General features: G+C 74.9%; 20 protein-coding genes and 2 pseudogenes. 4 read left to right on the top strand and 18 right to left on the bottom strand.

Annotated features, from left to right (window positions below; all coding sequences use genetic code 11):
- Positions 1–298 precede the first annotated feature (298 nt).
- Positions 299–1,636 (top strand): MFS transporter, encoded by a 1,338-nt coding sequence (locus ACIRC0_RS25840; RefSeq protein ID WP_403619851.1) that lies wholly within the window; start codon positions 299–301, stop codon positions 1,634–1,636.
- 458 nt (positions 1,637–2,094) lie between these two features.
- On the opposite strand, the gene ACIRC0_RS25835 is transcribed toward ACIRC0_RS25840, so the two are convergent.
- From ACIRC0_RS25835 to ACIRC0_RS25790, 10 genes and pseudogenes are all read right to left on the bottom strand, one after another.
- Positions 2,095–3,204: a glycosyltransferase family 9 protein gene (locus tag ACIRC0_RS25835; protein WP_403619847.1), complete on the bottom strand. Its 1,110-nt coding sequence runs from the start codon at positions 3,202–3,204 to the stop codon at positions 2,095–2,097.
- Complete coding sequence (gene rfaE2, locus ACIRC0_RS25830) at positions 3,201–4,595, bottom strand: D-glycero-beta-D-manno-heptose 1-phosphate adenylyltransferase (RefSeq protein WP_403619843.1); 1,395 nt, start codon at positions 4,593–4,595, stop codon at positions 3,201–3,203. Before rfaE2 ends, ACIRC0_RS25835 begins: the two co-directional genes overlap by 4 nt.
- Positions 4,592–5,239, bottom strand: coding sequence for an SIS domain-containing protein (locus ACIRC0_RS25825; RefSeq protein WP_403619840.1), 648 nt, complete (start codon positions 5,237–5,239; stop codon positions 4,592–4,594). Before ACIRC0_RS25825 ends, rfaE2 begins: the two co-directional genes overlap by 4 nt.
- A gap of 114 nt (positions 5,240–5,353) precedes the next feature.
- Positions 5,354–6,625 carry a glycosyltransferase gene (locus ACIRC0_RS25820; protein WP_403619837.1) on the bottom strand — a complete coding sequence of 424 codons (1,272 nt, stop codon included), beginning with the start codon at positions 6,623–6,625 and terminating at the stop codon, positions 5,354–5,356.
- A complete protein-coding gene (locus ACIRC0_RS25815) occupies positions 6,622–7,587 on the bottom strand; it encodes a glycosyltransferase (RefSeq protein ID WP_403619834.1) in 966 nt (321 codons plus the stop codon). Before ACIRC0_RS25815 ends, ACIRC0_RS25820 begins: the two co-directional genes overlap by 4 nt.
- Positions 7,588–7,814: 227 nt before the next feature.
- Positions 7,815–8,837, bottom strand: a pseudogene (locus tag ACIRC0_RS25810) (glycosyltransferase family 9 protein); the annotation flags it as partial.
- Positions 8,834–9,511 carry a D-glycero-alpha-D-manno-heptose-1,7-bisphosphate 7-phosphatase gene (locus tag ACIRC0_RS25805; RefSeq protein WP_403619831.1) on the bottom strand — a complete coding sequence of 226 codons (678 nt, stop codon included), beginning with the start codon at positions 9,509–9,511 and terminating at the stop codon, positions 8,834–8,836. The gene ACIRC0_RS25805 and the pseudogene ACIRC0_RS25810, both read right to left, overlap by 4 nt.
- On the bottom strand, positions 9,508–10,590 hold the full coding sequence (locus ACIRC0_RS25800; RefSeq protein WP_403619828.1) for a glycosyltransferase family 2 protein: 1,083 nt from the start codon (positions 10,588–10,590) through the stop codon (positions 9,508–9,510). The genes ACIRC0_RS25805 and ACIRC0_RS25800 overlap by 4 nt, the downstream gene beginning before the upstream one ends.
- Positions 10,590–12,251 carry a carbamoyltransferase gene (locus tag ACIRC0_RS25795; RefSeq protein ID WP_403619825.1) on the bottom strand — a complete coding sequence of 554 codons (1,662 nt, stop codon included), beginning with the start codon at positions 12,249–12,251 and terminating at the stop codon, positions 10,590–10,592. The genes ACIRC0_RS25800 and ACIRC0_RS25795 overlap by 1 nt, the downstream gene beginning before the upstream one ends.
- A 147-nt stretch (positions 12,252–12,398) precedes the next feature.
- The gene (locus tag ACIRC0_RS25790) at positions 12,399–13,361 is read right to left on the bottom strand and encodes a UDP-glucuronic acid decarboxylase family protein (RefSeq protein WP_403619823.1); all 963 of its coding nucleotides are present in this window, start codon (positions 13,359–13,361) and stop codon (positions 12,399–12,401) included.
- Positions 13,362–13,822: 461 nt separating this feature from the next.
- On the opposite strand from ACIRC0_RS25790, the gene ACIRC0_RS25785 reads away from it, so the two are divergent.
- Positions 13,823–15,574, top strand: a complete 1,752-nt coding sequence (locus ACIRC0_RS25785) for a glycoside hydrolase family 15 protein (protein WP_403619820.1) — start codon at positions 13,823–13,825, stop codon at positions 15,572–15,574.
- Between the two features lie 21 nt (positions 15,575–15,595).
- On the opposite strand, the gene ACIRC0_RS25780 is transcribed toward ACIRC0_RS25785, so the two are convergent.
- The 5 genes and pseudogenes from ACIRC0_RS25780 to ACIRC0_RS25760 all read right to left on the bottom strand — a co-directional run bounded on the left by ACIRC0_RS25780 (position 15,596) and on the right by ACIRC0_RS25760 (position 20,297).
- Positions 15,596–16,087 carry a DUF1360 domain-containing protein gene (locus tag ACIRC0_RS25780; RefSeq protein WP_403619817.1) on the bottom strand — a complete coding sequence of 164 codons (492 nt, stop codon included), beginning with the start codon at positions 16,085–16,087 and terminating at the stop codon, positions 15,596–15,598.
- A 178-nt stretch (positions 16,088–16,265) separates the two neighbouring features.
- Positions 16,266–17,110: pseudogene (locus ACIRC0_RS25775) on the bottom strand (DMT family transporter); the annotation flags it as partial.
- 268 nt (positions 17,111–17,378) lie between these two features.
- Positions 17,379–18,176, bottom strand: coding sequence for a polysaccharide deacetylase family protein (locus tag ACIRC0_RS25770; protein ID WP_403619814.1), 798 nt, complete (start codon positions 18,174–18,176; stop codon positions 17,379–17,381).
- A gap of 299 nt (positions 18,177–18,475) precedes the next feature.
- Positions 18,476–19,438, bottom strand: coding sequence for a DMT family transporter (locus tag ACIRC0_RS25765; RefSeq protein ID WP_403619811.1), 963 nt, complete (start codon positions 19,436–19,438; stop codon positions 18,476–18,478).
- Between the two features lie 7 nt (positions 19,439–19,445).
- Positions 19,446–20,297, bottom strand: a complete 852-nt coding sequence (locus ACIRC0_RS25760; protein ID WP_403619808.1) for an SDR family NAD(P)-dependent oxidoreductase — start codon at positions 20,295–20,297, stop codon at positions 19,446–19,448.
- 371 nt (positions 20,298–20,668) lie between these two features.
- Here ACIRC0_RS25760 and ACIRC0_RS25755 point away from each other — a divergent pair, with 371 nt between their 5' ends.
- Positions 20,669–21,733, top strand: coding sequence for a galactosyldiacylglycerol synthase (locus ACIRC0_RS25755; protein ID WP_403620345.1), 1,065 nt, complete (start codon positions 20,669–20,671; stop codon positions 21,731–21,733).
- A gap of 114 nt (positions 21,734–21,847) precedes the next feature.
- Here the strand turns inward: ACIRC0_RS25755 and ACIRC0_RS25750 are convergent, their stop codons facing one another.
- Together ACIRC0_RS25750 and ACIRC0_RS25745 are read right to left on the bottom strand one after the other, a co-directional pair.
- The gene (locus ACIRC0_RS25750; protein ID WP_403619805.1) at positions 21,848–22,294 is read right to left on the bottom strand and encodes an SPW repeat protein; all 447 of its coding nucleotides are present in this window, start codon (positions 22,292–22,294) and stop codon (positions 21,848–21,850) included.
- A 54-nt stretch (positions 22,295–22,348) separates the two neighbouring features.
- Positions 22,349–22,990: a CGNR zinc finger domain-containing protein gene (locus tag ACIRC0_RS25745; protein WP_403619802.1), complete on the bottom strand. Its 642-nt coding sequence runs from the start codon at positions 22,988–22,990 to the stop codon at positions 22,349–22,351.
- Positions 22,991–23,028: 38 nt separating this feature from the next.
- Between ACIRC0_RS25745 and ACIRC0_RS25740 the strand changes: the two genes are divergently transcribed.
- Positions 23,029–24,252: an MFS transporter gene (locus ACIRC0_RS25740; protein ID WP_403619799.1), complete on the top strand. Its 1,224-nt coding sequence runs from the start codon at positions 23,029–23,031 to the stop codon at positions 24,250–24,252.
- On the opposite strand, the gene ACIRC0_RS25735 is transcribed toward ACIRC0_RS25740, so the two are convergent.
- Complete coding sequence (locus ACIRC0_RS25735; protein WP_403619796.1) at positions 24,222–25,028, bottom strand: SGNH/GDSL hydrolase family protein; 807 nt, start codon at positions 25,026–25,028, stop codon at positions 24,222–24,224. The two genes, ACIRC0_RS25740 and ACIRC0_RS25735, sit on opposite strands and share 31 nt — an antisense overlap.
- Positions 25,029–25,057 lie beyond the last annotated feature (29 nt).

The raw sequence follows: 25,057 nt of genomic DNA, 5'->3' as shown, positions 1-25,057 counted from the left end.
GTACACAGGAGCACCAAGTCCCCGACGCGGTCGGGGACTTCGTGTGTGTTCGGCACCCCGTCCGGAGCACCCGACGACGACTCGCCGTTCCCGTCTGCCACGATGGTCGACGCCGTCCTCCCGGGACCCGCACCGCGGCTCACCGGCGGCACGGCACCCGCCAGATCCGGGGGAGCGACCGCGCAGCGCAGCCGGTGTACCGAGCTCCCGCCGATGTTCCGTGTGAGTCCCCCGGGACCCCTCCCCGAAGATCACTGTGCCTTCTTCCCCTGTCGCTTCCGCGTCCCTTCCTGCCCCCGTGCCGGCTGCTTCCGCGCCGGACGCCGCCCCGGCGGCCGAGTCCTCCTCGCCCTGGAGGTCCCTGAAGTACCGCAGCATGCGCTGGTGGTCCCTGGCGAACTTCGTCTCGAACGCCGGCACCTGGATGCAGCTCACGGTGCAGAACCTGCTGGTCCTGAAGATCACCGGGTCCGCCGCCGCCACGGGTCTGTCGATCTCCGTGCAGGCCGCCCCGGCCCTCCTCGTGAGCCTCGCGGGCGGCGCCGCCGTCGACCGCCTGCCCAGGAAGCTGACCGCCGCCGTCAGCCAGGCGCTCCTCGGCGCCGTCGCCTTCACGACGGCCGTCCTCGTCGCGCTCGGCCGGCTCGACGTGCCCGTGCTGATGGTGCTGGCCGCCGTCACCGGCCTGATCGCCACCGTCGACGGGCCCGCGTGCGCGCTGCTGGGCAACGACCTCGTCCGCGAGGAGGACGTCCCCTCCGCGATCGGCGTGGGCTCGCTGGTGCACAGCGCGGGCCGGCTCGTCGGTACGGCGCTCGCCGGTGTGGCGATCGGCTTCTTCGGCACGGCCGCCGCGTACGCCGCGAACGGGGTCTCCTTCCTGTTCGTCGCCTCCGTCATCCCCTTCCTCCGCCCGGCACCCGGCGCCGTACGGGCTCCCGCTCGCCGTGCGCCGGCCATCCCGGCCCAGCGCGGCAGCCGACCCGCGGGCGGGGACATGACCGTGCGGCAGGGCCTGGCGTTCTTCGCGCGCCGCCCCCGGCTCGTCGCCCTCGCGGGCATCACCGGGATCAGCGCGATCTTCGGACGCAACTACGGCCTCACCCTGGCCGTCCTCGTCACCGGCCCGCTCGCGGGCGGCGCCGGGGCGTTCGGCACGGTGTCCACCGTCCTCGCCGTCGGAGGCATCGTCGGTGCGGTCCTCGGTGCCCGGCTGCGCCGGCCCTCCGTGCGGGTGGTGGGCACGCTGGCCGCCGTGGGCGGACTCCTCCAGATCGTGGCGGGGCTCTCGCCGTCGCTCGCCGTGCTGCTGGTGCTGGTTCTGCCGATGGCCGTGGTGGAGTCCGTCTCCGACACCGCCGGGACCACCGTCCTGCAGACCGACCCGCCCGCCCACCTGCGGGGGCGCGTACTCGGCGTGTGGAGGACCATCAGCACGGCGTGGGGCCTGGGCGGCCCGCCCGCGCTCGGCCTCCTCATGCAGGTGGCCGGAGCCCGTGGCGCCCTCGTCGTCGGCGGTGTGGTCATCGCGGGCACGATCGGAGCGGGCTTCACCCTGCGCCGGCGCCGCACCACCCCGGCGGTGGTGCTCCGCACGGAGGACCGCGGAGTACCGGACCTGAGCACCGCGGCCTGAGCCGTCCGGGCGGCGGCACGGAGGTCGGCGCCCGTTGCTGGGGCGGTCTCCGCCGTGCCGTCGCCTGTTGCTGGGGCGGTCTCCGCCGTGCCGTCGCCTGTTGCTGGGGCGGTCTCCGCCGTGCCGTCGCCCGTTGCCGGGGTCGGCCTCCGTGCCCTCACCCGTTGCCTGCCCCCTCCCCGCCGTGCCGCGCCTGTTGCCGGGGCCGTCTCCCCGCCGTGCCGTCGCCCGGGCCTCAGCGCCCGGCGGGGCCGTCGCGCCGGATGCCGCTGAGGTGGCCGGGTGCCGGCAGGGAGGGGAGGGGAGGGGGATCGACCGTCACCCGGACGGCGGAGGCATGTGGAGGGCTCGTGCAGAGGGCTCAGAGGGCTCAGAGGGCTCAGAGGGCTCGTGGTTATTCGCGTCGGCCGTCGCACGGAACAGCCCTCACGGGCCCGCCGGTCTGCCGTCGCCCTCCGTCAGCTGCGGGCCCGCAGGCCCGTCGTCAGTGCCCCCGGCACCCCGCCCCGTGTCCCAAGGCCCGGCCCCGGCTCCCGTCCCGACCCCGGCCCCGGCTCCCGTCCCACCCCCGGCTCCCGTTCCGACCCCGGCTCCAGCAGGCCGTGCACCGCCTCGGTGACCTCCGCCACCGTGATCCTCAACAGCCGCTCGTCCGGCACCCTCCCGTGCGCGTCCCCGGGCCGTGGCGCATCGTCGCCCTCCGGATGCCACAGCACCCGGTGCCGTGCGTCGGCGGGCGGCCCCCACAGCCGAGGGGCGACCGGGCCGAACAGGACCACCGAGGGTGTGCCCAGCGCCGTGGCCAGATGCGCGAGCCCGGTGTCGCCGACCACCACGCAGCGGGCCCCGGCCACCAGCGCGGCCAACCGGTCGAACGGCACGTCCCCGTCGCCTCCCACGACCGCCTCCGGCGGCAGCCCCGCCCGAGCGGCCACATTCCGCGCCAACGCGCCCTCCCCGGCGCCCGCCGTCACCACCACGTCGTACCCCGAGCGGCGCACCTCCCGCGCCACGGCCGCGAACCGCTCCGGCGGCCAGCACCGCGCGGCGGCGTCGGCCCCGGGGTGCACCACGACGGCGCCGGGTGCGGGGGAGGGCGTCGCGGGCGCCGGGATCGACAGGTCCTCCGGGTCCGCCCGGACGCCGTACCAGGCCAGCAGACGGCACCACCGTTCCCGCTCGTGTTCGTCCTCCCGCCACACCGGGCCGGGGACATCGGGAGTGTCCGGGTGCGCGTAGGCGAACAGCCGCCGCGGACCGAGCCGCTGCAGCAGCAGATGGCTCGGCGGGCCGTTGCCGTGCAGATCCACTGCCAGATCGGGCGCGGCCCCGGCCCAGGCCAGCTCGGCGGGCACCGCCCGGCCGGGGGCCGAGGCGGGCAGCAGCCGGTCCACCAGGCCGGTCGCCGCGGCCGCCTGCTCCAGCCGCCCGGGCGCGGCCAGCACGATCTCGTGCTGGGGCAGATGCCGCCGCAGCGCCCGCAGCGCGGGCACCGCCGTCAGCAGATCGCCCAGCCCCAGCGCCCGCAGCACCAGCACCCGCGGCGAGGGCGCCTCGGCCGTCCTCACGACGGCGGCACCGGGGGCACGGCGGCCCGCGCCGCCCGGCGGGCCAGCAGCGTCGTGGAGCGGCCGTCCAGATAGGGCAGTACGACCGCCTGCCCGCCCCAGGCCCGCAGCGCCTCCGCCTCCGGCAGGTCCTGGACGGAGTAGTCGCCTCCCTTGACCCACACATCCGGCTGCAGCCGCTTCAGGACCGTCTCCGGGGTGTCCTCCTCGAAGACCGCGACGGCGTCCACGCTGCCGAGCGCCTCCAGGACCCGCACCCGGTCCGCCACCGTGTTCAGCGGGCGCCCCGGCCCCTTCAGCCGGGCGACCGAGGAGTCCGAGTTGAGGCACACGATCAGGCAGTCGCCGATGCGCCGCGCGCTCTCGAGCAGGCCCACGTGCCCCGCGTGCAGCAGGTCGAAGCAGCCGCCGGTGGCCACCACGGTGCCGCCCCGCGCCCGGACCCGCTCGGCGACCGCGAAGGCGTCGGTGCGGGGGGTCTGCGCCGGGGGAGGGGGCGAGATCCGCCACAGCGCCGGATTCCCGGCCCCGCCCGCCGAGACGAACGCGGCGGCCTCCGCGACGCCCCGCTGCAGGGCCTCCTCCGGCAGTGCGCCGTCCGCCAGCGCCGCCGCCGTCGTGGCCGCGAAGCAGTCGCCCGCGCCGCAGGGGTCCCCGCTGGCCCGGTACGGCGGCGGCACGAGCATCGGCGTGCCGTTCCCCGGCCTGGCCAGCAGCGCCCCGCGGTCCCCGAGCGTCACGGCGACACCGGCCGCCTGCCAGCGCTCCGCGAGCCGAGCGGCCCGGTCGGCGTACGCGCGCAGCGAGTCGCCGTCGCCGGGGCACAGGGCGGACGCCTCCGCCGCGTTCGGGGTGACGAGCCGCGCCCCCGGCACGGGAGTGTCGCCCCGGGGGTGGGGGTCCCACACCAGCGGCGTACGCGGCACGACGGCCGCCAGATGCTCCCGCACGGCACCGGCCGTGTGCCGCCCGTAGTCGGCGACCAGCACGGCGTGCGCCTGCGCGAGCGCCTCGCGCACCGCGGCGTCCGGCTCGCCGGGCGTGCCGCCGCCCCGGTCGATCCGCACCAGGGGCCGGCCGCTCGCCAGCACCCGCGTCTTCACCGGCAGGCTGCCCTTCAGCGGGATCTCCACCAGCCGCACCCGGCCGCGCAGATCACGGCGTACGGCCTCGCTGGCCGAGTCGTCGCCGAGCGCGGTCACCAGCACCACCTCACGCCCGCCGCGGGCCGCCAGCGCGGCGGCGAGTCCCGCCCCGCCGGGATGATGCCGGTCCTCGGTGACGTCGACGACCGGGGCGGGGGCGTCCGGGGACAGCCGGGTGGCGACACCTTCGATGTCCTCGTCGAGCAGGACGTCCCCGACGACCACGAGTGGAGCCCGCGCCGTCACGACGCCCTCCCGTGCGCCCCGACCGTACGCGGCGCGGCGGTGGGCCGGGTGGCGGCGCCGAGCGCCGCGTCGAAGCTCTCGCAGAGCAGGTGGACGGCCACCAGATGGGCCTCCTGAACGGTCGCGGTGTTGCCGACGTCGATGCGCAGGGCCTCGTCGGCCGCCTCCGCCAGCGGGTTGGGGCCCGGCCCGGTGAGTGCCCAGACGCGCAGGCCGGCCGCCCGGCCCGTCACGGCCGCGCTGATCAGGTTGGCGCTGCGGCCGGAGGTGGACAGCAGCACGAGCACGTCACCCGGGCGGCCGTGCGCGGCCACCTGCCGGGCGTAGACCTGGTCGAAGCCGTAGTCGTTGCCGATCGCGGTCACGCTGGAGGTCTCCGCGTGCAGCGAGATCGCCGAGTAGGCCGGCCGTTCCTGCCGGTAACGGCCCACCAGCTCGGCGGTCAGATGCTGGGCCTGGGCGGCGCTGCCGCCGTTGCCCGCGGCCAGCAGCCGGCCGCCGGCCGAAAGGACGATCGCGAGCCGGCCGCCCCACTCCGCGATCCGGTGCAGGCCGTCCCGGCGCAGGCGGACGAGCGCCTGCTCCAGCGAACGGCAGTGCAGGTGCGCGGCATCGAGTGCAAGGGATGCAGAAGAATCGGTCATGTTGATCGGGCGTACCGCGTCACGGGGACGGCGGCCGGACCCGCACCTCCTTCGGACGTCGGAGCTCCGCGGTGGGTCGGGAACGCTGTCGAGGGCCGGGCGGACGGTGCGTGATCACACCACCCCCGTGGCGGCGGGCTGGGCGTCGAGGACGGAGCAGTACGTCGCCTCGGTCGCCGCGGCGACCCGTCCCCAGCCGTACCTGCGCAGCACGCGACGGCGGCCCGCCGCGCCGCACGCCTTCCGCGTCTCGGGGTCGGCGAGGAGTTCACCGACGGCCCGGGCGAGGGCCTCCGGGTCCCGTGGCGGCACCAGGCGCCCGGTGGTCGGGTCCGCGACGGTGTCCAGCTGGCCGCCCACCGCGCTGGCCACGACCGGCCTGCCGCAGGCCATGGCCTCCAGCGGGACGATGCCGAACGGCTCGTAGTCCGCGGGGCACACCACCACGTCGGCCGCGCGCAGCAGCGGCGGCACATCGCGCGGCGCCACACCGCCCTTGAAGATCACCCGGTCGGCGACGCCGTGCTCCTCGGCGATGCGGCGCAGCCGGCGCACCTCCGGGTCCTCGTCCAGCCGGTCCGCCGACGGCCCGCCGACGACGACGAGCTCCGTCTCCGGCAGCAGGGCGAGCGCGGCGACGGACACCGCCGCGCCCTTGCGCGGCACCAGGCGGCCCAGCTGGAGCAGCCGGTGCCGGCGCGAGCCGCGTTCGGCGACCGGACCCTTCGGCGTGAACAGCTCGGTGTCCACCCCGCACGGCACGATGCTGACCTTCCCGGCGGGTATGCCCATCCTGCCCAGTTCGACGACCTCGTCCCGGCACGTGGCGATCACCCGGTCGCAGCCGAGGCCCACCTCCGTCTCGTACGCGATCCGCCGCGGCGGACTGGTGTCCGCCAGCTGCTGGTGGCGTCGCTTCACGGTGCCGAGCGCGTGGTACGTGTGCAGCAGCGGCAGCCCCAGCTCGCGTACGGCGCGCAGCGAGGCCAGCCCCGACATCCAGAAGTGCGAGTGCACCACGTCCGGCGCCCGCACCCGCCAGACCCCGGCCAGGTAGCGCCCGAAGTCGGCCATGTAGGGCAGCAGTTCGTCCTTGGGCAGCGGCTCCGGCGGACCCGCGGGCACATGGCGCACCTCGACCCCTTCGCGCAGCGGCACCCGGTCCGGCAGTTCCTTGTCGTCGCGGCGGGTGTACACGGTCACCCGGTGCCCCCGGTCGGCGAGCGCCCCGGCCAGGCAGGCGACGTGGACGTTCTGCCCGCCGGCGTCCACCCCGCCCAGGGTGGCGAGGGGGCTCGCGTGTTCCGAGACCAGTGCGATCGAAAGGGAACCGGGGCCGTCGGGGTCGACGGTGCCGGGCTGGATGGGGGGCAGGGATGAGGTCATGAGCGCGCCTCCGTCATCACGCGCTCCCAGTCGTCCAGGAAGCGCTTGAGCCCGTACCGGCCGAGGGCCGCCTGGCGGGCACGGGCGCCGGCCACGGCCGCGGCTTCGGGTTCGTGCAGGTAGTGCCGGGCTGCCCGGGCCAGGACGTCGGGCCGGGTGGACAGCACGCCCGCGCCGTGCGGGACCGCCTCGACCACCTCGGTGGTGGCGAGCGCCAGGACGGGCATGCCCAGGTGCATGGCCTCCAGCAGCGACAGGCCGAGGGAGGTCCAGCGCACCGGATGCAGATAGAACCGGCGCTCGGCCATCGCCCGGTGCAGCTCGGCCTGCGGCAGGTCCGCACTGCGGCACCGCTCCTCGGGCAGCCCGAGATGGCCGGCCAGGCCCTCGGTGCGCATCCCGAACACGTCCAGCGGCGCCGCCTCCGCCAGTGCGGGCAGCAGATCCGTACCGGTGTAGCGGCCGCGCCGCACCGGCTCGTTGACGACGACGGCCCCGCGGGCGAGACGGCCGGTGTACTGGTGTCCCGGGTCGACGATGCCGTGCTCGATGACCTCGGTGCGTGTTCTGCCGCAGTCCCAGAACAGCCGGTTGAAGTGGGTGACATGGATGAGCGTCAGGTCGCCGCGGTCGGCGAAGGGGTGCCGGGTGTTCGGCACGTCGCCGTCGGGTGCGTTGTGCTCCAGGTAGACGGCGGGTATGTCGCGGCCGGGGCGGCGGCCGCCGAGCCAGCGTTCGGCCAGCTCCAGCTCGTGCGGCCGTTGCAGGACGGCCAGGTCCACGTCCGCGTCCCGCAGCTGCTCGGGGGTCGCCTCGCGCACCGAGGACGGCCAGGAGAACGTGTGGGCCCGCCCCAGTCCGTCGGGGTCGCGGCCGGGTGTCACCGGAACGAGGTAGGTGTGGGGACCCTGGACGAACGCCGTCGTCCAGGAGCCGTGCACATGCCACAACAGGATGTTCATACGGTCGCTCCTCGTTCCGTCTCGGGACCGCGGCCCGGCCCGGACACGTCCTCCGCCGGCCCGGACACGTCCTCCGCCGGGCCGCACGCGTCCCCGGGCCCTGACACGTCCTCGGGGCCGGACGCGTCCTTCGGGCGGGACGCGTCACCCGGTCCGGGCGACCCGTCCTTGGCGAGATCCGTTCGGTCCGTCTTTCGAGTCCGGTCCGCGTCATGCGTCGCCGTGGGCCTTCTCTCACAGAGCGCCGCCACGGCGGCCAGCACCTCGGCATCGCTCACACCGTCGAGACACGGGTGTCCCGGCACCGGGCAGTGCCGGGCGCGGGTCGCCGCGCACGCCGCGCCCTGGTCCCCGAGCAGAACGTGCGGGACGCCGTACGGGGCCCAGCGCTCGGCGGGCACGACCGGCGCGAACAGGGAGGCGACCGGTGTGCCCACCGCGGCCGCCAGATGCGCCGGACCGGTGTTGCCGATCACCGCCACCCGCGCCCCGGCCAGCACCCCCGCCAACTGCCGCAGATCGGTGAGGCCGCCGAGGTCCAGCCCGTGCGATCCGGCCACCTTCGCGGTCAGCTCCCGCTCCCCACGGCCCCCGGTGACCACGACCCGGTAGCCCTCGGCGGCCAGGGCGGCCGCGACGCGCGCCGCCCGCTCGGGGCTCCACGCCCGGGCCGGCACCGCGGCGCCGGGGTGCAGCACCACGTACGGCTCCGACCCGGTGAGGTGAGTGGTGTCCGGCGGCGTGGTGACCCGCAGCGCCCCCTCGTCGCCGGGCGGCAGCGCGAAACCGGCGTCCCGCGCCAGGTCCAGCGCCGCCAGGGCCTCGTGCCGGTGCGGCAGCCGGCGGTGCCGCAGGTCGAGCAGGGCGCCCGGGTAGTCCTCGCTGTCGGCGGCCGTCCAGCCGACCCCGGCCAGCTTCAGCAGCAGCGCGATCGGCAGCGGGCTCTGGTGGTACGAGACGAGCACCAGGGCGCGGTCGAAGCAGCCCGCGGTCAGCGTCTGAAGGAGCTGCCGCGTCGCCGTACGGGAGACCGGCGCCGGTTCCAGCCCCACCCACGGGGCGTCGTACTCCAGCACCTCGTCGACACCCGGCAGCAGCTTCGCCGCCTGCACCCCGCGGGGACCGCACAGCATCGCCGTGTGCGAGGAACCGGCCGCGACGGCACGCACGGCGGGCCCCGCGAGCAGCACGTCGCCGGCGCTGTCGAGGCGCACGACCAGGGTGCGGGGAAGGCGTCGGGTGTCCGTCATCGTGCCTCCCCCGCGATCGAGGCGGCGCGCGGCCCCTGACCGGAGCCGTCTTCCGGGTCCAGCACCAGGCGCACCGCCGCCAGCAGGTCGCCGGCCGTGGTCTCGGCGGCCTCGATCTCCTCCGGGAGGGTGACGGGGGTCGGCACCAGCACGCCGCGGGCGCCCGCCGCCCGGGCGGCCCCCATGTCCGCGCCGATGTCCCCGATGACGACGGCGCGCTCCACCGGGACGCCGAGCCGTGCGCAGGCGGCCACCACCAGGCCCGGTGCGGGCTTGCGGCAGCCGCAGCCGTCGCCCGGGCCGTGCGGGCACACCGCCCACACGTCGAACGGGCCGAGCAGCTCCTCCACCCGCCGCCGCACCGCCTCCACCTGAGCGCGCGTCAGCAGGCCGCGGGCCACGCCGGACTGGTTGCTGACCACCCCCACGGGAATGTCCCGCGCACGGACGGCGTCGACCGCCTCCCGCGCCGTCGGCATCGGCTCGACACGCTCCGGGTCACCGTTGTAGGGCACATCGGACACGAGCGTGCCGTCGCGGTCGAACAGCACCGCCGCCGGCAGGCCGCCCCCCGCCTGCGGCGGGCCGCCCTGGGGGCCGTCGAGCAGCCAGGGCCCGGTCGCCGACGGCACGGCGGCCTCGGGGTGACGGGGCGGCAGGGGACGTCCGCTCATGGGTGCACCCGTTCCTCGAGCGACCGGCGCCGCACCGGCGGCTGTGCCCCGGCGTCGTATGCGACGTGCGGCGTCACTCCCCGGTGGACGATGTGACCGCGCAGCCAGTGCCAGGTGGCGGCGGGCGGGATGAGCACGCTGGTCAGCGCCATGGTCGCCACCTCGTCCGGGGTGCGCGGCCCCGGCCCGATCCGTGCCAGGGCGAACTCGGCGGTACCGGCCAGCCAGCCGGCGGCACAGACCGCGGCGGCCCGGGGCCTGCGCAGGGCCGCGCAGGCGAGGGCCGCCACCGCCGCTCCGGTCACCGCCAGATGACCGGGCAGCCGTCCCCGTGGTGCGCCCGCCCTGCTCCACCACCCGGGTCCGTGCAACCGCGTCATCAGCACGTCGTCCGCGTTCCCCGCCTGCAGGCGCACCGAGACCCAGCGGTCGGCCGGGCGCACCGGGTGCGTGGTCGTCCGGGAGCCCGCGGTCACCGTCCATCCCGCGGCCTGCACCCGCAGCGCGAGGTCCGCGTCCTCCCGGAAGGCCCGCCGGAACCGTTCGTCGAAACCACCGACGGCCTCAAGGGTTGTACGCCGGTAGGCCATGTCGGCGGTGATCCACCGCGCGGTGGCGAGGCCGGCGGTGTTGCGTTCCCAGTCGGTGGGCCGGCGGTCGGACGGCACCGGCACATCGATCCGGGCGGTGATCGCGCCCGTCGGCTCCGTCGACTCCGCCAGGTCGAGGGCGAGGTCGTCGCCCCAGGTACGGCCGGGCACCACGTCGTCGTCGAGGAACACGATCCAGGGGATCCGCCCGGCCGCCCGCCACCCGTCGTTGCGGGCCGCGGCCGGCCCCCGGGCACGGCCGCGCACCACGGTGGTGACCGGGCGCAGCGGCCCCGGGATGTCGACCGTGAGCGGCTCGCCCTCGTCTCCGGGGCGGTCGTCGACGAGGACCACCCGCACCGGCCGGGGCCCGGACGCCTCAGCCAGCGCCCGTAGGCACGCACTCAGGCTGGGCCGTCCCAGCGTGGGTATCACCACCGCGTACGCGTCGTCGGCGGTGGTCACCATGTCGTCTCCGCGCTGCGCCATCACGTGCTCCTCGCGTCGGCGCCGCGGAAGAAGTCCCCGCGCCGCACCGCGTACGGGCCGATGGCGAGGAGGTCGACGGGGGAGGAGCCGAAGCACTCCAGCGCGTCGCGCGGGTCGTCCACCATGGGCCGTCCCGCCGTGTTCAGGCTGGTGTTGACCACCACGGGCAGCCCGGTGAGCCGTTCGAACTCACCGAGCATGCGGGCGACCAGCGGCTCCTTGGCCGGGTCGACGGTCTGGATGCGGGCCGTGCCGTCGACGTGCACGACCGCCGGGATGCGGTCCCGCCACGCCTCGGCCACGTCGTGCACGAACAGCATGTACGGGCTGGGCAGCGGACCGTCGAAGATCTCGCAGGCGCGGTCGGCGAGGACCATGGGCGCCACCGGCCGGAACTGCTCGCGGCCCTTGACGTCGTTGAGCCGCTCCAGGTTGCCCGCGTGCCCGGGGTGGGCCAGCAGCGAACGGTGCCCCAGCGCGCGGGGGCCGAACTCGGAACGGCCCTGGAACCAGGCCACGATCCCGTTGTCCGCGAGGGTCTCGGCGACGGTCCGGGCGATGTCCGCGGGCCGCTCGAAGGGCACCGCCGCCGTCTTCAGCCATGCACCGAGCTCCGCGTCCGACCAGTCCCGGCCCAGATCGGCGCCCGGCATCGGCTCCGGCTGGTCCCCCTGCCCGGCGGCCAGCAGCAGAGCCCCGCCCAGCGCCGTGCCCGCGTCACCGGCGGCGGGCTGCACCCACACCCGGGAGAAGGGCCCCTCGCGGGCGATCCGCGAGTTCGCGACGCAGTTCAGCGCGACGCCCCCGGCGAGCGTGAGCACGCTGTGGTGCGTCCTGCCGTGCAACCAGCGCACCAGGTCGAGCAGCGTCTCCTCCAGCACGGCCTGCGCGCTCGCGGCCACGTCCGCGTGGTCCTGCGTCCACGGCTCGTCCGGTCCGCGCGGCGCGCACAGCTCGTGCCAGGGCACCCCGGTGGCGTGGAAGCCGCCGTCACCTGTGGGGTACACATGGCGGCGCAGCTCGGCGACCATGCGGGGGCGGCCGTGCGAGGCGAGCGCCATCACCTTGAACTCGTCGGAGGACCTGAGGAACCCCAGGTGCTCGGTCAGCTCCTCGTAGACCAGCCCCAGGGAGTGCGGCAGTTCCTGCGCGTACAGGGGCTCAAGACGGTCCCCGACCCGGCGCGCGGCCAGGTGTGAGGCGCGTTCCCCGCGGCCGTCCAGGACCAGCACGGAGGAGTCCCCGGCGTCGGGCGCGGCGAAGGCGCCGGACGCGGCGTGCGCCATGTGGTGCGGTACGAAACGGACGATGCCGGGGTCGAGGCCCGGCAGCGCCGTCTTCAGGAAGCCGGGGGCCTCGCGGGCGTAGGTCTGCCGCAGGTGGTCCCAGGGGTCGTCCAGGCCCATGGCCTCGGCCGGCCGGGCGAGGTCCGGATCGTAGGAGTAGACGACGGCGTCGAGGTCCTGGGGGCGCAGTCCGGCGCGCCCCAGGCACCACGCGGCGGCCTTCTCCGGCAGTTCCCAGGCGGAGAACGGCACCGGCCGCTTGCCGTGCTTGCGCCGGGAGAACCGCTCCTCCTCGGCGGCGGCGACGGTCCGGCCGTCGATCACCAGGGCGGCGGCGGGGTCGTGGAACAGAGCGTTGATTCCGAGGATGCGCATGGGGTTCCGAGGCCTTTCGGCGATACGTGAGCCGGACGGAAGCGGATGGCGAGGGGGCGGGCGCGGGGGGGGGAGTGTCCGGTACGGGCATCGAACGACGGGGCGCGTTTGCTGCCGTGGGGCGCGGCCGGGAGGCGGGCGCGCGGGTCAGCCGCCGGTGGTGGCGCGGAACCAGTCGATGGTGCGGCGCAGGCCTTCCTCGGCGTCCACCTGCGGCTCCCAGCCGAGCTTGTCGCGGGCCAGCGTGATGTCGGGGCAGCGCACGGCCGGGTCGTCCGTCGGCCGCTCGATGAACCGGATCTCCGACGACGACCCGGCGAGCCGGATGACCAGGCGGGCGAGGTCGAGCATGGTGATCTCGGAGGGGTTGCCGATGTTCACCGGGCCGCGCATGCCGTGCGCCGCCGCCGCGAGAATGCCGCGGACGGTGTCGTCGACGTAGCACAGGGACCGCGTCTGGCGTCCGTCACCGGTGACCGTGAGCGGCTCACCGGCGAGCGCCTGCCGCACGAACGTCGGAACCGCGCGGCCGTCGTGCCCCCGCATCCGCGGACCGTAGGTGTTGAACAGCCGCACGATGCCGGTGTCGGTGCCCTTCGCCTCGGCGTGCGCGGTGGTCAGGGCCTCACCGAACCGCTTGGCCTCGTCGTACACGCTGCGCGGGCCGACCGGGTTCACATGCCCCCAGTACCGCTCGTCCTGCGGGTTCTGCTGCGGGTCCCCGTAGACCTCGGAGGTCGAGGCGAGCACGAAGCGCGCGCCCGAGCGGTGCGCCAGGTCCAGGGCGTTGCGCGTGCCCAGGCTGCCGGTGTCCATCGTGTGCAGGGGAAGGCGCAGATAGTCGGCGGGCGACGCGGGGGAGGCGAAGTGGAGTATGAGATCCGGCTTCCGGTCGACGGTCAGCCCCTCCGCCACATTGCCCCGCACCAGCGTGAACCCGGGCCGGTCGAGCAAGGGCGCCACGTTCTCCGGCCGGCCGGTGCTGAAGTCGTCCACGCAGGTGACCGAGGCGCCCGCGTCCAGCAGGGCGGCGCACAGGTGGGAACCGACGAAGCCCGCGCCGCCGGTGACGACGGCGTGGTCCCAGTTCCGTGACAAAGGGCTGGCCATTGAAGAACTCCTCCCTACGCGGCGACGGCTTGTCGGGCCCGTTTTCCGGGCGCCCGGGCCGCTGACGTCGCGGAAGACCGTCGAGTACCCCGATCAGCGTCCGTCGCCGCGGCGCCGGTGGCTCGGTGGTGTACGTCATCCGAGTGAGTGACGCAGCGTGAGGACCCACGGTGCGCACGCGACCCGACCGGCACGGTGGCCGCGCCCACCGGTGCCCGCGGCGGTGCGGCGGGGCGCGGCGGGGGCACCGGACGGGACGGCGGACGTCGCCGGGTCGTCGACATGCGGCACCGGTTTCCCCACCGGTCCCAGCCCCATCACCGGATCTCTGCAGCCGTCCGGGGGCGCTTCTCACACACTCGGCGCCAATGCCGCAGCTCAAACCGGGTAGCCGTACGGCTTGAGGTCCCTGCGACCCCGCACGCCGGGCCCCCAGTCGGCCCAACCAGGAGGCAGCACCCATGAGCACATCGTTCCCGCCGCACGCGCTGCACGACTACGCGTTGCTGGCCGACGGGGAACGCGGCGCGCTGATCGGCCCCTGCGGCGACATCGGCTGGCTGTGCTCACCCGGCTGGCACAACGACGCCGTCTTCGCCTCGCTCATCGGCGGCGGCGGTGTCTACGCCATCACGCCCAGGGCCCGCCACGTCTTCGGCGGCTACTACGAGGAGGGCACCCTCATCTGGCGCAGCCGCTGGGCCACCACCGACGGCCTCATCGAGTGCCGGGAGGCCCTCGCCTTCCCCGGCGACGCCGGCCGCCTGGTGCTGCTGCGACAACTGCACGCCGTCGACACGGTGGCCCACGTACGGGTCCTGCTCGAGCCGCACGGCGACTACGGCCGCTCCCCACTGGCCTCCGCCCACCGCACCGACGACGGCGTGTGGTACCTCACCTCGGGCCCCCACCGTCTGCGCTGGCAGGGCGCCCCGTTCGCCGTCGCCCGCGGCCAGGGCCTGACGGGCGAGATCGTGCTGGAGCCCGGCGAGCGCCACGACCTGGTCCTCGAGTGCTCCGCCTCACCCCTGCCCCGCACCGCGCCGCGGGCCGCCGAGGCCTGGGCCGCGACGGAACAGGCCTGGCGCGAGGCCGTACCAGCGCTCGACCACACGATCGCCCCGCGCGACGCCCGCCGTGCCTACGCCGTCCTGCGCGGCCTGACCACTCACCGAGGCGGCATGGTCGCCGCCGCCACCACCAGCCTGCCCGAACGCGCCGAGGCGGGGCGCAACTACGACTACCGCTACGTGTGGATCCGCGACCAGAGCTACGCCGGGCAGGCCGCGGCCGCCACCGGCGCCCCGGAACTCCTCGACGGGGCCGTGCACTTCGTCGGCGAGCGGCTGCGGGAGGACGGCCCGCGCCTGGCCCCCGCCTACACCGTGCACGGCACCCCCGTCCCCGACCAGAGAGAACTCGACCTGCCCGGCTACCCCGGCGGCTTCAGCCGTATCGGCAACCACGTCAGGGAACAGTTCCAGCTCGACTGCTTCGGCGAGGCCCTGCAGCTGTTCGCGGCGGCCGAGCGCCGGCAGCGGCTGGACTCCGACGGGTGGAAGGCCGCCGAGATCGCGGTGCGCGCCATCACCGAGCGCTGGCGCGAGCCGGACGCCGGGATCTGGGAACTGGACTCCCAGTGGTGGACCCACAGTCGGCTGGCCTGCGTCGCCGGGCTGCGCGCCCTGGCCGCCGCGGGCCCCCGCCATCCGCTCTCCGACCGCTGCGCCCGGCTCGCCGACACCCTCCTCGACGCCACCGCGCAGTACTGCCTGCACCCCGAGGGCCACTGGCAGCGCACCCCCGACGACCCGAAGGCCGACGCCGCCCTGCTGCTGCCGGCCGTGCGCGGCGCCCTGCCCGCCGACGACGACCGCACCCGCGCCACCCTGGCCGACTGCCGTCGGCGACTGGCCGAGGACCACTACATCTACCGCTTCCGGCACGACGAACGCCCCCTCGGGGAGGCCGAGGGGGCGTTCCTGCTGTGCGGGTTCGTCATGGCGCTCGCCGAGCACCAGCAGGGCCGGCTGATCGACGCCCACCGCTGGTTCGAACGCAACCGTGCCGCCTGCGGGGCGTCCGGCCTGTACGCGGAGGAGTTCGACATCGCCCAGCGGCAGCTGCGGGGCAACCTCCCACAGGCGTTCGTCCACGCCGTGCTGCTGGAGACCGCCGCACGGCTGGCCGAGGACCCCGAGGCGCACGCCTGACGCCCGGACAGGTGACCGGCGTCAGCTCTCGGCGGCCTCGGCCGTCGCGCTCCAGCCGTAATGCAGCCAGTCCGACACCGCGACGGCCGTGAGACCCGCGCACGCCAGCCGGGTGGCCCTCGGCGCGGAGGCGTAGGAACACACCAGCGCCCCGGCCACCCACGCGGAGGTGCAGAACGGGCAGGAGAGCAGGTCGCCCACGGCATGCCGCACACCGCTGCCGCGCGCCTGGTCCATCACCTCGTTGGCCGTGCTGTCGGACTCCCGCCGGGTGAACGGCGCCCGCAGAAAGCTGGTCACCTTGTCCTTGGTCAGCAGCCTGGACGCCTTGAACGTCGCCGTTCCCAGCAGGGCCACGTCCCACGGCGGTACCTGCTGCGGCAGCCGCAGCCCCCGGCGGCGCGCCACCGCGGCGAACAGCGCGACACCCGCGGTGAACGTCGTCGCGAGGAGCGCGTAGCCCCCCAGCGGCGTGTCGCCGCTCTCGTCGTAGCGCGTGTCTTCCAGCGTCATACGAGTGCCTCCCTCGGGGCCAGCCACCAGGTCAGCCTTCGCTTTCGGGCCGCTCTCCCGTGGGTCCCCGTCCACGCCGGGTGCGCGGACCCCGGCTGTCCCAGCCCTCGTCCTCCTGCCGCCCCGAGTCCCCGTGGCGTCCGCCCACAAACGCCTGCCCCGGGCCGGCCTCCGCCGCCTGGACCTTCGACACCGCCCGGCTCAGCGTCACCACCCCCCACACGATCAGGCCGACGCCGATGGCCTCGGGCAGCAGCCACCAGCCGGTCCGGATCCGCTCGTCGAACAGGGTGATGCCGAGCAGCAGGCTCACCGTCGCATCCCCGATGGTGAGCGCCGGCTGGGACGCGGTCAGCCAGCCCGCCTGGAGCGCGTTCTCCAGCAGCAGGACGGCGCTGACACCGGTGAGCGCGAAGCCGTACGTCTGCCAGGACTGCAGGAAGGCGCCGATGCCGCCCTCCGCGAACCTGCCCGTGGCGGACTTCAGCAGCGCCGCGGTCAGGGCGTTGCCGACAGCGGAGGCCGCGGCCAGCACGGCGGCCCGGAACAGCGGCGGGCGCCCCGGGCGGGCGATGACGACCGCGGTGGCCATGGCACCCAGGCAGGCCGCGAGGACCGGGATCCAGCGCACCATGGACGCCTGGTCCACCACCCCGGAGGGAGCGGCGGAGCCGAGCACCAGGGCAAGTCCCATGACGACTCCCGTGATCGCCCACCAGGCCGCGGCCGGCAGCCGCCGCTGCATCAGGGGAGCGGCGATCATCAGCGCGAACGGCAGCTCCAGCACGAACAGCGGCTGCACCAGTGCCATCGGCCCGTTGACCAGGGCGAGCGCCTGGAAAACAGCGCGGCGCCGACGACGCCGCCGATGCCGATCACCCAGGCCGGCCGGTGGGCCAGCTCGATCAGCAGCCGCAGGCCGCCGCCGCGCGCGACCGTGGACGCCGCCTTGCGCTGGAACGCGGTACCGACCGCATTGCTGGCGGCACCCATGACGGCGAACACCGCGGCGAGAAGGATCACCCCTCCAGAATGCCCCGGACGCCCGGACCAGGCGGCCCCGGAACACCGCGACCGGATCGGCCGGCGAGCCGGTCGCATCGCGGTGGTGGCGGCGCCGTCGCCCTGGTGCTGGCCGTCGTCTCCGCGGTCCCGTCGCCCTCGGCAGCCCGAGCGTGGCGACCACGCGGGCGCAGGCGCCGCGGACCGGTGTCCGGCGACCCCGGTGACCCCGGCGACCCCGGTGACCGCCCGAGCGCGACGCGCATCCGGTTCCTGCCCCCGGCGGGCGTCAGGCGCCGCGGACGCCCCCCGCCGCCTCCCGCGCCGCGGTCTCCTCCGCGCCGGCTTCCACACCGTGCTCGCCCAGCGGCCCGACCGACAGTCCCGCCTCACGGCAGTCGTCCACGATGCCGGGCAGCGCCCCGAGCGTGGCACGCCAGCAGCCGACCGCCGCGGCATGGTCCGAGTCGTGCAGCAGCAGGGTGCCGCCACCCCGCAACTCCGCACCGGCCCTCGCGCGTACGGAGGCGGGCGTGGCGCGGGCCGTCCAGTCCTCGCCCCAGGCCGTCCACAGCACCGGCCGCAGGCCGGCCCGCCGGGCCGCCGCCCAGCGTCCCGACGTGAGGATCCCGTACGGCGGCCGGTACCACCGGGGCCGGCGGCCCGCCGCGTCGTGGACCGTGTCCACCGTCCGGACGAGGTCCGCCGTGTCACGGGCCGGAGCCGGCAGCCAGGGCCGGTCGTGGATCCAGCCGTGCACGGCGAGCTCGTGCCCCCGCTCCGCGATGTCCCGCGTCAGCGCCGGGTAGCGCACCACGTTCTCGCCCAGCACGAAGAACGTCGCCCGGACGCCGAGGTCGTCCAGCGCGTCGAGGAAGTGCGGCGTGGAGCCGGGATCGGGCCCGTCGTCGAAGGTGAGAGCGATGTGGTCGGGACGGCCCACCCCGGCGAGCCCGGGGAGGAAGCGGCGCCGCAGGCCGGGCAGCCAGGTGGCGGCGGGGCCGATGTGCACGGCCGCGACCGCCGCGACCGGCGCCAGGAGGGCCGCCGCGCGTCCCCCTGCGGAGGGACCGAGAGGACGAGTCATAGGGCAACTGCCTCCTTGTCGTCAGGAACCCGGGGCTTCGCCGGGTTCCGGGCCGTCGTGGGGACGGGGTCGTCGTCGGGGTCGGGGCGGGGGCGGCGTGGATTGGGGGTGGCGTGGTTCCGGGTTGGCGTGGATTGGGGGCGGCGTGGTTCGGGGGTGGCGCGGTTCGGGGTCGGCATGGTTCGGGGTCGGATTAGGGTCGGCGTGGTTCGGGCTGGCACGGATCGGGACTGGCAGGGAACGGGGCTGGCGCGTCGGGACCGGCACGGATCCAGGCCGCTATCGGACCGGGACCGTCGTCAGGGGCCGGGCCGGTCGCGGTCCGGGCCACCGGCCGACGGTCTGCCCGGCGCCCGCTCCCGGGCCTCGGGACCCGGCCCGTCCCGGCCGTTCGGTGGCGTGTCCCAGGCACCGCCCGCCCACGGGGCGCCCGCCAGTCCGATACTGCCCGCACCGATGAGCGCGAAGCCGAGCACCTCGGGCAGCACCCGCACCCCGAGCGCGATCTGCTCGTCGAACAGCGCCGATCCCAGCGCCACACTGACCATCGCGTCCCCGAGGGTCAGAGCCGGTTGCGACGCCGTGAGCGACCCGGCCCGGAACGCGCTCTGCAACAGCAAGAAGCTGACCACGCCGATCAGCGCCGTCACATACGGTGGCCACTGCGTCAGCACGGCCCCCACGCCCTGGGGGAGCCGTCCCACGAGCTCCTTCAGCAGCGCTGCCGTGGCGGCGAACGACACCGCGCTCGCAAGCCCCAGGAGCGCGGCCCGCGGCGCGCCGCGCACCGCAAGGGCCGAGACGACCAGAGCCACCACGGCGCACACCACGGCGATCCCCGCCGGAAGCCAGCGCCCCGGCAGGGCCGTGGTCCGGCCGGAGGAGGGCGCTGCGACCCCCAGGAACAGCGCCAGGCCGGCGGCGAGGGCGGTGAAGGCCAGCCAGGTGCGCCGACTCGGGCGGGCGCGGAAGACGACGCCGCCGACGGCCAGGGTGAACAGCAACTCGGTGGCCAGCAGGGGCTGTACGACGGCCAGGCTGCCCACGGCCAGCGCGGCCGCCTGGAACACGGTCGACAGTGCGAGCAGCCCGGCCCCCGCCAGCCAGTACGGCCGTCGCAGCACATGACCGAGCCAGCGCACCGCCTGTCGCACCCCGCGGCCGCCCGCGGGTTCGTCCGTCGCCGCACGCCGTTGCAGCACGGAGGCCGAGGCGTTGGACAGCGCCGTGAGCAGCGCGAGTACGACGGTGAGAGCGCTCACCCGCCACTCATCCGAACGTGGCGGCGAGCCGCCGGTACACGCCGGGCGCCGCACCACGGATCCGCGCGGGCAGTCGCAGCCAGCGGGGCACGTACACCTCGTCCCGGCCCCGGCTCACCGCGCACCAGACGGCGTCCGCCACCCGCTCGGGTGGCACCGGCCTCGGCCTGGACCTGCGGTAGGGCACACCCCGGCGCTCGAAGAAGGGGGTGTCCACCACACCGGGGACCACGAGGCTGACCCGCACCCCGGTACCGCGCAGTTCGTAGCGCAGGGCGTCGGCGAAAGCCGCCAGCGCCGCCTTGGCCGCCGAGTAGACGGCCTCACCGCACACGCCGACCGCGCCCGCCAGCGATCCGACGATCACCACACACCCGGAGCCCGCTTGGACCATATGGGGGACGAGCTGCCGTACCAGATGCAAAGTGGCGAGCAGATCGACGTCGATCACCTCGTCGATGGCGCGTGGCGGCATGCTGCTGAACTCGCCGGCCCAGCCGATCCCGGCGCAGGCCACCAGCAGGTCCACGCGGCCCATCCGCTCCAGGGCGAACTCGGCCAGCTCCCGGCCGGCTCCGGGGCGGGTGAGATCCGCCGGGTAGCCGGTGGCCGCAGTCCGGTCGGCGACCTGCGCGAGACGGGTCGCGTCCCGCCCGTTCAGCACCAGTCGCCAGCCGCCCTCGGCGGCAAGGCGGCGCGCGACGGCGGCCCCGATGCCGGAGGAGGCGCCGGTCACCAGTGCCGTGCCCGGGTGGGCCCCCCGGTCACCGGTGTGCCGGGGCGCGGCGCCCGCGGCGGGGGACGGAGCGTCCACGGAGAGGGCGGGGGCGGATCGAGGAGGGGAGGGAGCATGGGACATGGCGGCGACCTCGGCTCGGCTGCGACGGCGAACACCGGACGGACGGGTGGCGACGGCTGTTGGTCGGGTGCTCCTGGCTTCGAGCACTCCTGCGCTGAGAGGGTTGAAGCGGACGAAGCGGACGGTGGGTATCCCGCTCGCCACACCCCGAAACCCGCAGCAGGGGCGGGTTTGGAAAGTGCGGCTCGGGACAATCAGTACCAGTGCGTGCATTTTCCCCCGTGCCTCGACGGCGAGCGACGCGAGCGGCCAGGACACCTGCCCGCCACCCGGCGGACGAAGTAGCCCGTTCGGCGGCACCGGCGACCGCCCCGGCGGCCCCGTCTCCGTCCCCTGACGGCTCCCGGCGGATCCTGATCGTGAGCGCGAGCATGGGAGCCGGACACGACACGGTCGCCGGGGAACTCGCGCGGCGCGCGCGGGAGCGCGGCCACGAGGCGGACGTCGTCGACGTCCTCGCCCTTCTGCCGTACGGCCTGGGCACAGGTCTGCGCCGCTTCTACCAGTCCTCGGTTCGGCACTTCCCCTGGGCGTACGCCTTCCTCTACCGCACGTTCCTGCGTCGGGGCCCCGGCCGCCGTCCCAGCGGCGTCCCCCTGGCCCGCCTCGCGGGCGGCCGTCTGACGGACCTCGTGGACCGTACGGGCGCGGATGTCGTCCTGCCCGTTTTCCACCTTGCGGCGCAACTGACCGGCCACCTCAGGTCCCGGGGCCGGCTGGGGGTGCCGAGCGCCGTCTTCCTGATCGACTTCGCGGTGCACCGGCAGTGGCTCCATCCGGGCAACGACCGCTACTTCTGCCTCACCGACGAGGCCGCCCGCGAGGTTCGCGAGGACATCGCCGTCCCCACCGAGACGACCGGACCGGCCGTGGCCCCCGAGTTCCTCACCCCGACTACGGCTGCCACCCAGTGGTCCCGTCGCTTCGCCCGGTTCGCTCCCGGCCGGGCCCCGGTGATCCTCTCCGCGGGCGCCTGGGGAGCGGGCTCACGTCTCTCCGCCACCGCCGGACTGCTGGCCACGCACGGCTTTCTCCCCGTCGTGCTCTGCGGCCGCAACGACGTGATCCGTGAGCGCCTCGCCAAGATCCCGGGCGTTCTCGCACTCGGCTGGGTCGTCGACATGCCCGGCCTGATGCGTGCGGCCGGCGCCCTGGTGGACAACGCGGCAGGCCAGACCGCCGTACAGGCTCTCGCCTCGGGCCTGCCCGTGGTGGGATACCGCCCCCTGCCCGGCCACGGTGAGGAAGGCGTCCACCGGATGGCCGGGCTCGGCCTCACGGAGGTGGCCACGACGGATTCCGAGCTGCTCGATGCGCTGAACCGCCTCACGACCCCCGGTCCCGACCGGGACCGCCGCGTCGCTCACGCCCGCACGCTGTTCCGCGCGGACGTCCTGACGCGCGTGATGGAACTTCGGGACGCCTCACCCGTGTGAGGGGTGGGGGTCCGGCGGGCGGCCGACCCGGACCGTCACCGAGGCAGCCGGAAGCGTGCCGGTGTGCCCGGGTCACATTGGCACGCTCCCCCATGGGCTTGCCGTGCTGCCGTCTCACTGAGGAGTGCGGCGCGCGACACCGATGGTCAGGCCCATGGCTGCCAGGCCCAGCGCAGCCGTTATCGCACCCACCGCGCAGTTGTTCGCGATGATGCCGGCCCGCGCGCTGTGCGTGGCGGTCACCACCCAGGGCGAGATGACGAGCCACACACCGAGCGGGGCGATCACCCACGCCAGGCGGAACATGCGCTCGGGCACCAGGGTCAGACCGAGCCCGATCAGGCCGACGGTGATGCCGACGATCAGGTTGTTGACGGTGATGAAGGGCTGACCGGAAAAGTGCACGACCCAGGGCGATATCGCGGCGTAGACACCTGCCAGGAGGATCGCCCCCTCCACGGCGATGGCCGGGCCGCTGGCCGCGGTGCGCTCGAGCCGTTCCCGCATCTCCGCTATCTCGGGATGCGTGCCCATTCCACTGGACTGCTGCGGATACGACATCGCTGTGCCTCTCCAGGAGGATTGATTTTTTCCTTACATACAGAGTTCCCCCATTCAGGTGGATTTACCCAGTTTTGCGTCATTCACGGTCGCGTCGTCTGCGTACTGCGCCCTCCGCGTGGCGGCGGACTGGGAGCGCCGGTGCGCTGCGACCCGTTCGCGGGTGGCGCAGCGGCGCGAGCAGTAGCGGCGCTCCGGACCGCTGCCCTGTGTGATGAAGACGTTCTGGCAGCTGGATGACGCGCAGATCCTGCCGGGCGGGCGTTGGTGGTCCCAGACCAGCACGGTGAGGGCCATGCAGGACGAGGCGAGGAGCCATTCGGCCCACGGGGCGTCGTCGTCGTGGTCGAGGTGGGGGTGCCAGGGGGTGCCACCCCCGTGGGACGTGAGGCGGACCGGTCCGGTGTGCCGTCGCAGGAGGCCGTTGAGGGCCAGGGCCGCCTCGTCGACCCGGTCGGCGGCGAAGACCTCCCGCAGCAGCGCGGCCGCCGCCCGCATCTGTGCGACGTCCTGAAGAGTGAGGTGGATGGGGTCCGTCTCGCCGAAGTCGCGCAGCACCTCGGCGACTTCGGCGGGGTCGGTCGCCTCGTCGGCGAGGACGTTGACGAGGGCGGCGGTGCGCCGCGCCGTGGTGAGGACGGAGTGGCGGGTCGACCAGTCGTCGAGGGGAGGGAGCACGATGCGAATGTAACGCATATTGCGAGGTTCTACGTTACGTTCGTAACGTCCTGCCGGTGAAGAGCCGTTACTCGATGGGCGCGTATCTCACCGGCGCGGTGACGGCCCGCACCGGCGATGAGATGTCCGGACCGGCGTTGACGCTGGCGGGGTTCGCCGTTGCCGGATCGGCTGCTGAGGCGTCGACGCTCCTCGCGGGCGTCACCATCGCCGCCGCGGTGGGCGGGCCGGTGCTGGGGGTGCTCCTCGACAGGGCGGCTCGTCCGGGCCGTCTGCTGGCCGCCGCGCTCACGCTCCATGCGACGGGCCTGATGGTGATCCTGGCGGGAATCGGCCGTCTTCCGCTCTCCGTCTGCGGACTGATCGCCGTGCTGACGGGTCTTCCGGGGCCGGCACTGTCGGGCGGCTGGACGGCTCAACTGCCCCGAGTGGTGCCACGCGACAACCTCTTGGGAGTCAACGCCCTCGATGCGATGACCTTCGGCCTGGCCGGCCTGCTCGGACCCGCCCTGGCCGGCGGCGCTGCACAGGTGTTCGGAGCGCCGGCCTCGGTGGCCGTCTCGGCGGTGCTCATCGGCCTGGCCGTACCGGTCGCGTGGAGGCTGCCGGTGAGCGTTCGGCCGTCGAAGGGCTCGGAGGCGGCCTCCGTGGTCCGCGCCCTTCTGGCCGGAGTACGGTTCGTCGTCCGCGCCCCCCGCCTGGCCCGGGCAACCCTCACCTCGGCCGTCGCCTGCGTCGGCCAAGGCATGCTGACGGTCTGTCTTCCGCTCCTCGGTTCACGCGTCTTCGGCGGTGCGGGCCAGGGCACGATGCTGCTCTCCTGCGCGGCCGTCTCGGCCCTGACGGCCAATGCCGCACTCGCGCGGTTCCCGCGTTCTCTCGCGCCGGACACCGTCCTGTGGGCCGGTGCCCTCGTCCAGGCCGCCGCGCTGCTTCTGGCCGCGACGGGGCGACCGGCCGCACTCCTCGCCGCCGTCCTGCTGGCCGGAATCGGTGAAGGGCCCGCGCTCACCGCCCTGTTCGCAGTGCGCCACCAGGAGACCCCGGAACATCTGCGCGGGCAGGTCTTCACCCTGGGGGCCAGCCTGAAGCTGACCGGGTTCGCCCTCGGCGCGGCGCTTGCCGGGTCCGCCGTCACCTGGTCCCTCCCGGGCACCTTGGCACTCGCGGCCGGCGTCGAGATCCTCGCCGCGCCGGCCTTCTGGGCGGTCACCGCGGGCGTGCGGAGAACGGCGGACCCGGCGCAGGCTCAGGCGGTGCGGTTCAGGGCGGGGAGGTAGGCCTGGGACTGTCCCCGTTCGGTGGGGTGGTAGGACTCGGTCGGGGCAAGCCAGTTGACGCTGTGCAGCCATGGGGCGGTGGAGCAGATCTCGTGGCCGGTGAAGGCGCCGGTGACGTCGACGTAGGTGAACCCGTGGTGCGTGGCCCGTTCGTCGATGACCTTGTCGAGGTGGTCGACAGCGCCGTTGATCGCGGAGCGGGTGGTGTCCGCCAGCCCCGCCTTGCAACTGCCGTTGAGCTGGTACAGGTGCGGGTAGCCGAGGACGACGACACGGGCGTGGGGGGCTTTGGCCCGGATGGCGGCGTAGAGGCGGTCGAGGTCGCCGGGGAGGGCGCTGTCGATGCGGTCGAGCGCTTCCTTGACGGCGTCCAGGCAGGTCCCCGTGCCGTGCAGCACACAGGTCGTCATCACATGGCCGAAGCCGGCGTCACTGCCGCCGACGGTGATGCTGACCAGCCCGGTGCGGGTGTTGAGCGACCCGAGCTGACGGCTCAGCACGTCGAGGGCGCGGGCGCCGTTGCAGGCGGTGAAGTCGAAGCTGGACGGGGCGTGGGCCGCGGCCCACAACGCGGGGAAGGAGTGGCTGCTGCGCAGACAGTCGGTGCTGGAGGTGAGATAGCTGCCGGCACCGACACCGGCGGAATAGGAGTCGCCGAGGGCGACGTACCCGGTGGCGTACTCCCGAGGCGCGGCGTGCGCCGTGGGAGTCGCGGTCAGGGTGCAGACGGCGGTGAGAAGTGAGCACAGACGAGCGGCGATACGCGAGGATCTCATGCATTCCGCTTACCACCGCGCACCGGGCC

Source organism: Streptomyces sp. NPDC093984, assembly GCF_044764595.1.
Classification (GTDB): domain Bacteria; phylum Actinomycetota; class Actinomycetes; order Streptomycetales; family Streptomycetaceae; genus Streptomyces; species Streptomyces cynarae.
This window is presented reverse-complemented; position numbering and strand designations above follow the sequence as displayed.

Bases quoted from the DNA above. Each gene is read 5' to 3' on its own strand.
- ACIRC0_RS25785 (WP_403619820.1), top strand. From the start codon at position 13,823: ATGAGCACATCGTTCCCGCCGCACGCGCTGCACGACTACGCGTTGCTG.
- ACIRC0_RS25795 (WP_403619825.1), bottom strand. From the start codon at position 12,251: ATGCGCATCCTCGGAATCAACGCTCTGTTCCACGACCCCGCCGCCGCC.
- ACIRC0_RS25735 (WP_403619796.1), bottom strand. From the start codon at position 25,028: ATGAGATCCTCGCGTATCGCCGCTCGTCTGTGCTCACTTCTCACCGCC.
- ACIRC0_RS25755 (WP_403620345.1), top strand. From the start codon at position 20,669: ATGGGAGCCGGACACGACACGGTCGCCGGGGAACTCGCGCGGCGCGCG.
- ACIRC0_RS25805 (WP_403619831.1), bottom strand. From the start codon at position 9,511: ATGAGCGGACGTCCCCTGCCGCCCCGTCACCCCGAGGCCGCCGTGCCG.
- ACIRC0_RS25760 (WP_403619808.1), bottom strand. From the start codon at position 20,297: ATGTCCCATGCTCCCTCCCCTCCTCGATCCGCCCCCGCCCTCTCCGTG.
- ACIRC0_RS25750 (WP_403619805.1), bottom strand. From the start codon at position 22,294: ATGTCGTATCCGCAGCAGTCCAGTGGAATGGGCACGCATCCCGAGATA.
- ACIRC0_RS25800 (WP_403619828.1), bottom strand. From the start codon at position 10,590: ATGGCGCAGCGCGGAGACGACATGGTGACCACCGCCGACGACGCGTAC.
- ACIRC0_RS25815 (WP_403619834.1), bottom strand. From the start codon at position 7,587: ATGAACATCCTGTTGTGGCATGTGCACGGCTCCTGGACGACGGCGTTC.
- ACIRC0_RS25790 (WP_403619823.1), bottom strand. From the start codon at position 13,361: ATGGCCAGCCCTTTGTCACGGAACTGGGACCACGCCGTCGTCACCGGC.
- ACIRC0_RS25825 (WP_403619840.1), bottom strand. From the start codon at position 5,239: ATGACCGATTCTTCTGCATCCCTTGCACTCGATGCCGCGCACCTGCAC.
- ACIRC0_RS25780 (WP_403619817.1), bottom strand. From the start codon at position 16,087: ATGACGCTGGAAGACACGCGCTACGACGAGAGCGGCGACACGCCGCTG.
- ACIRC0_RS25820 (WP_403619837.1), bottom strand. From the start codon at position 6,625: ATGACCTCATCCCTGCCCCCCATCCAGCCCGGCACCGTCGACCCCGAC.
- ACIRC0_RS25770 (WP_403619814.1), bottom strand. From the start codon at position 18,176: ATGACTCGTCCTCTCGGTCCCTCCGCAGGGGGACGCGCGGCGGCCCTC.
- ACIRC0_RS25745 (WP_403619802.1), bottom strand. From the start codon at position 22,990: ATGCGTTACATTCGCATCGTGCTCCCTCCCCTCGACGACTGGTCGACC.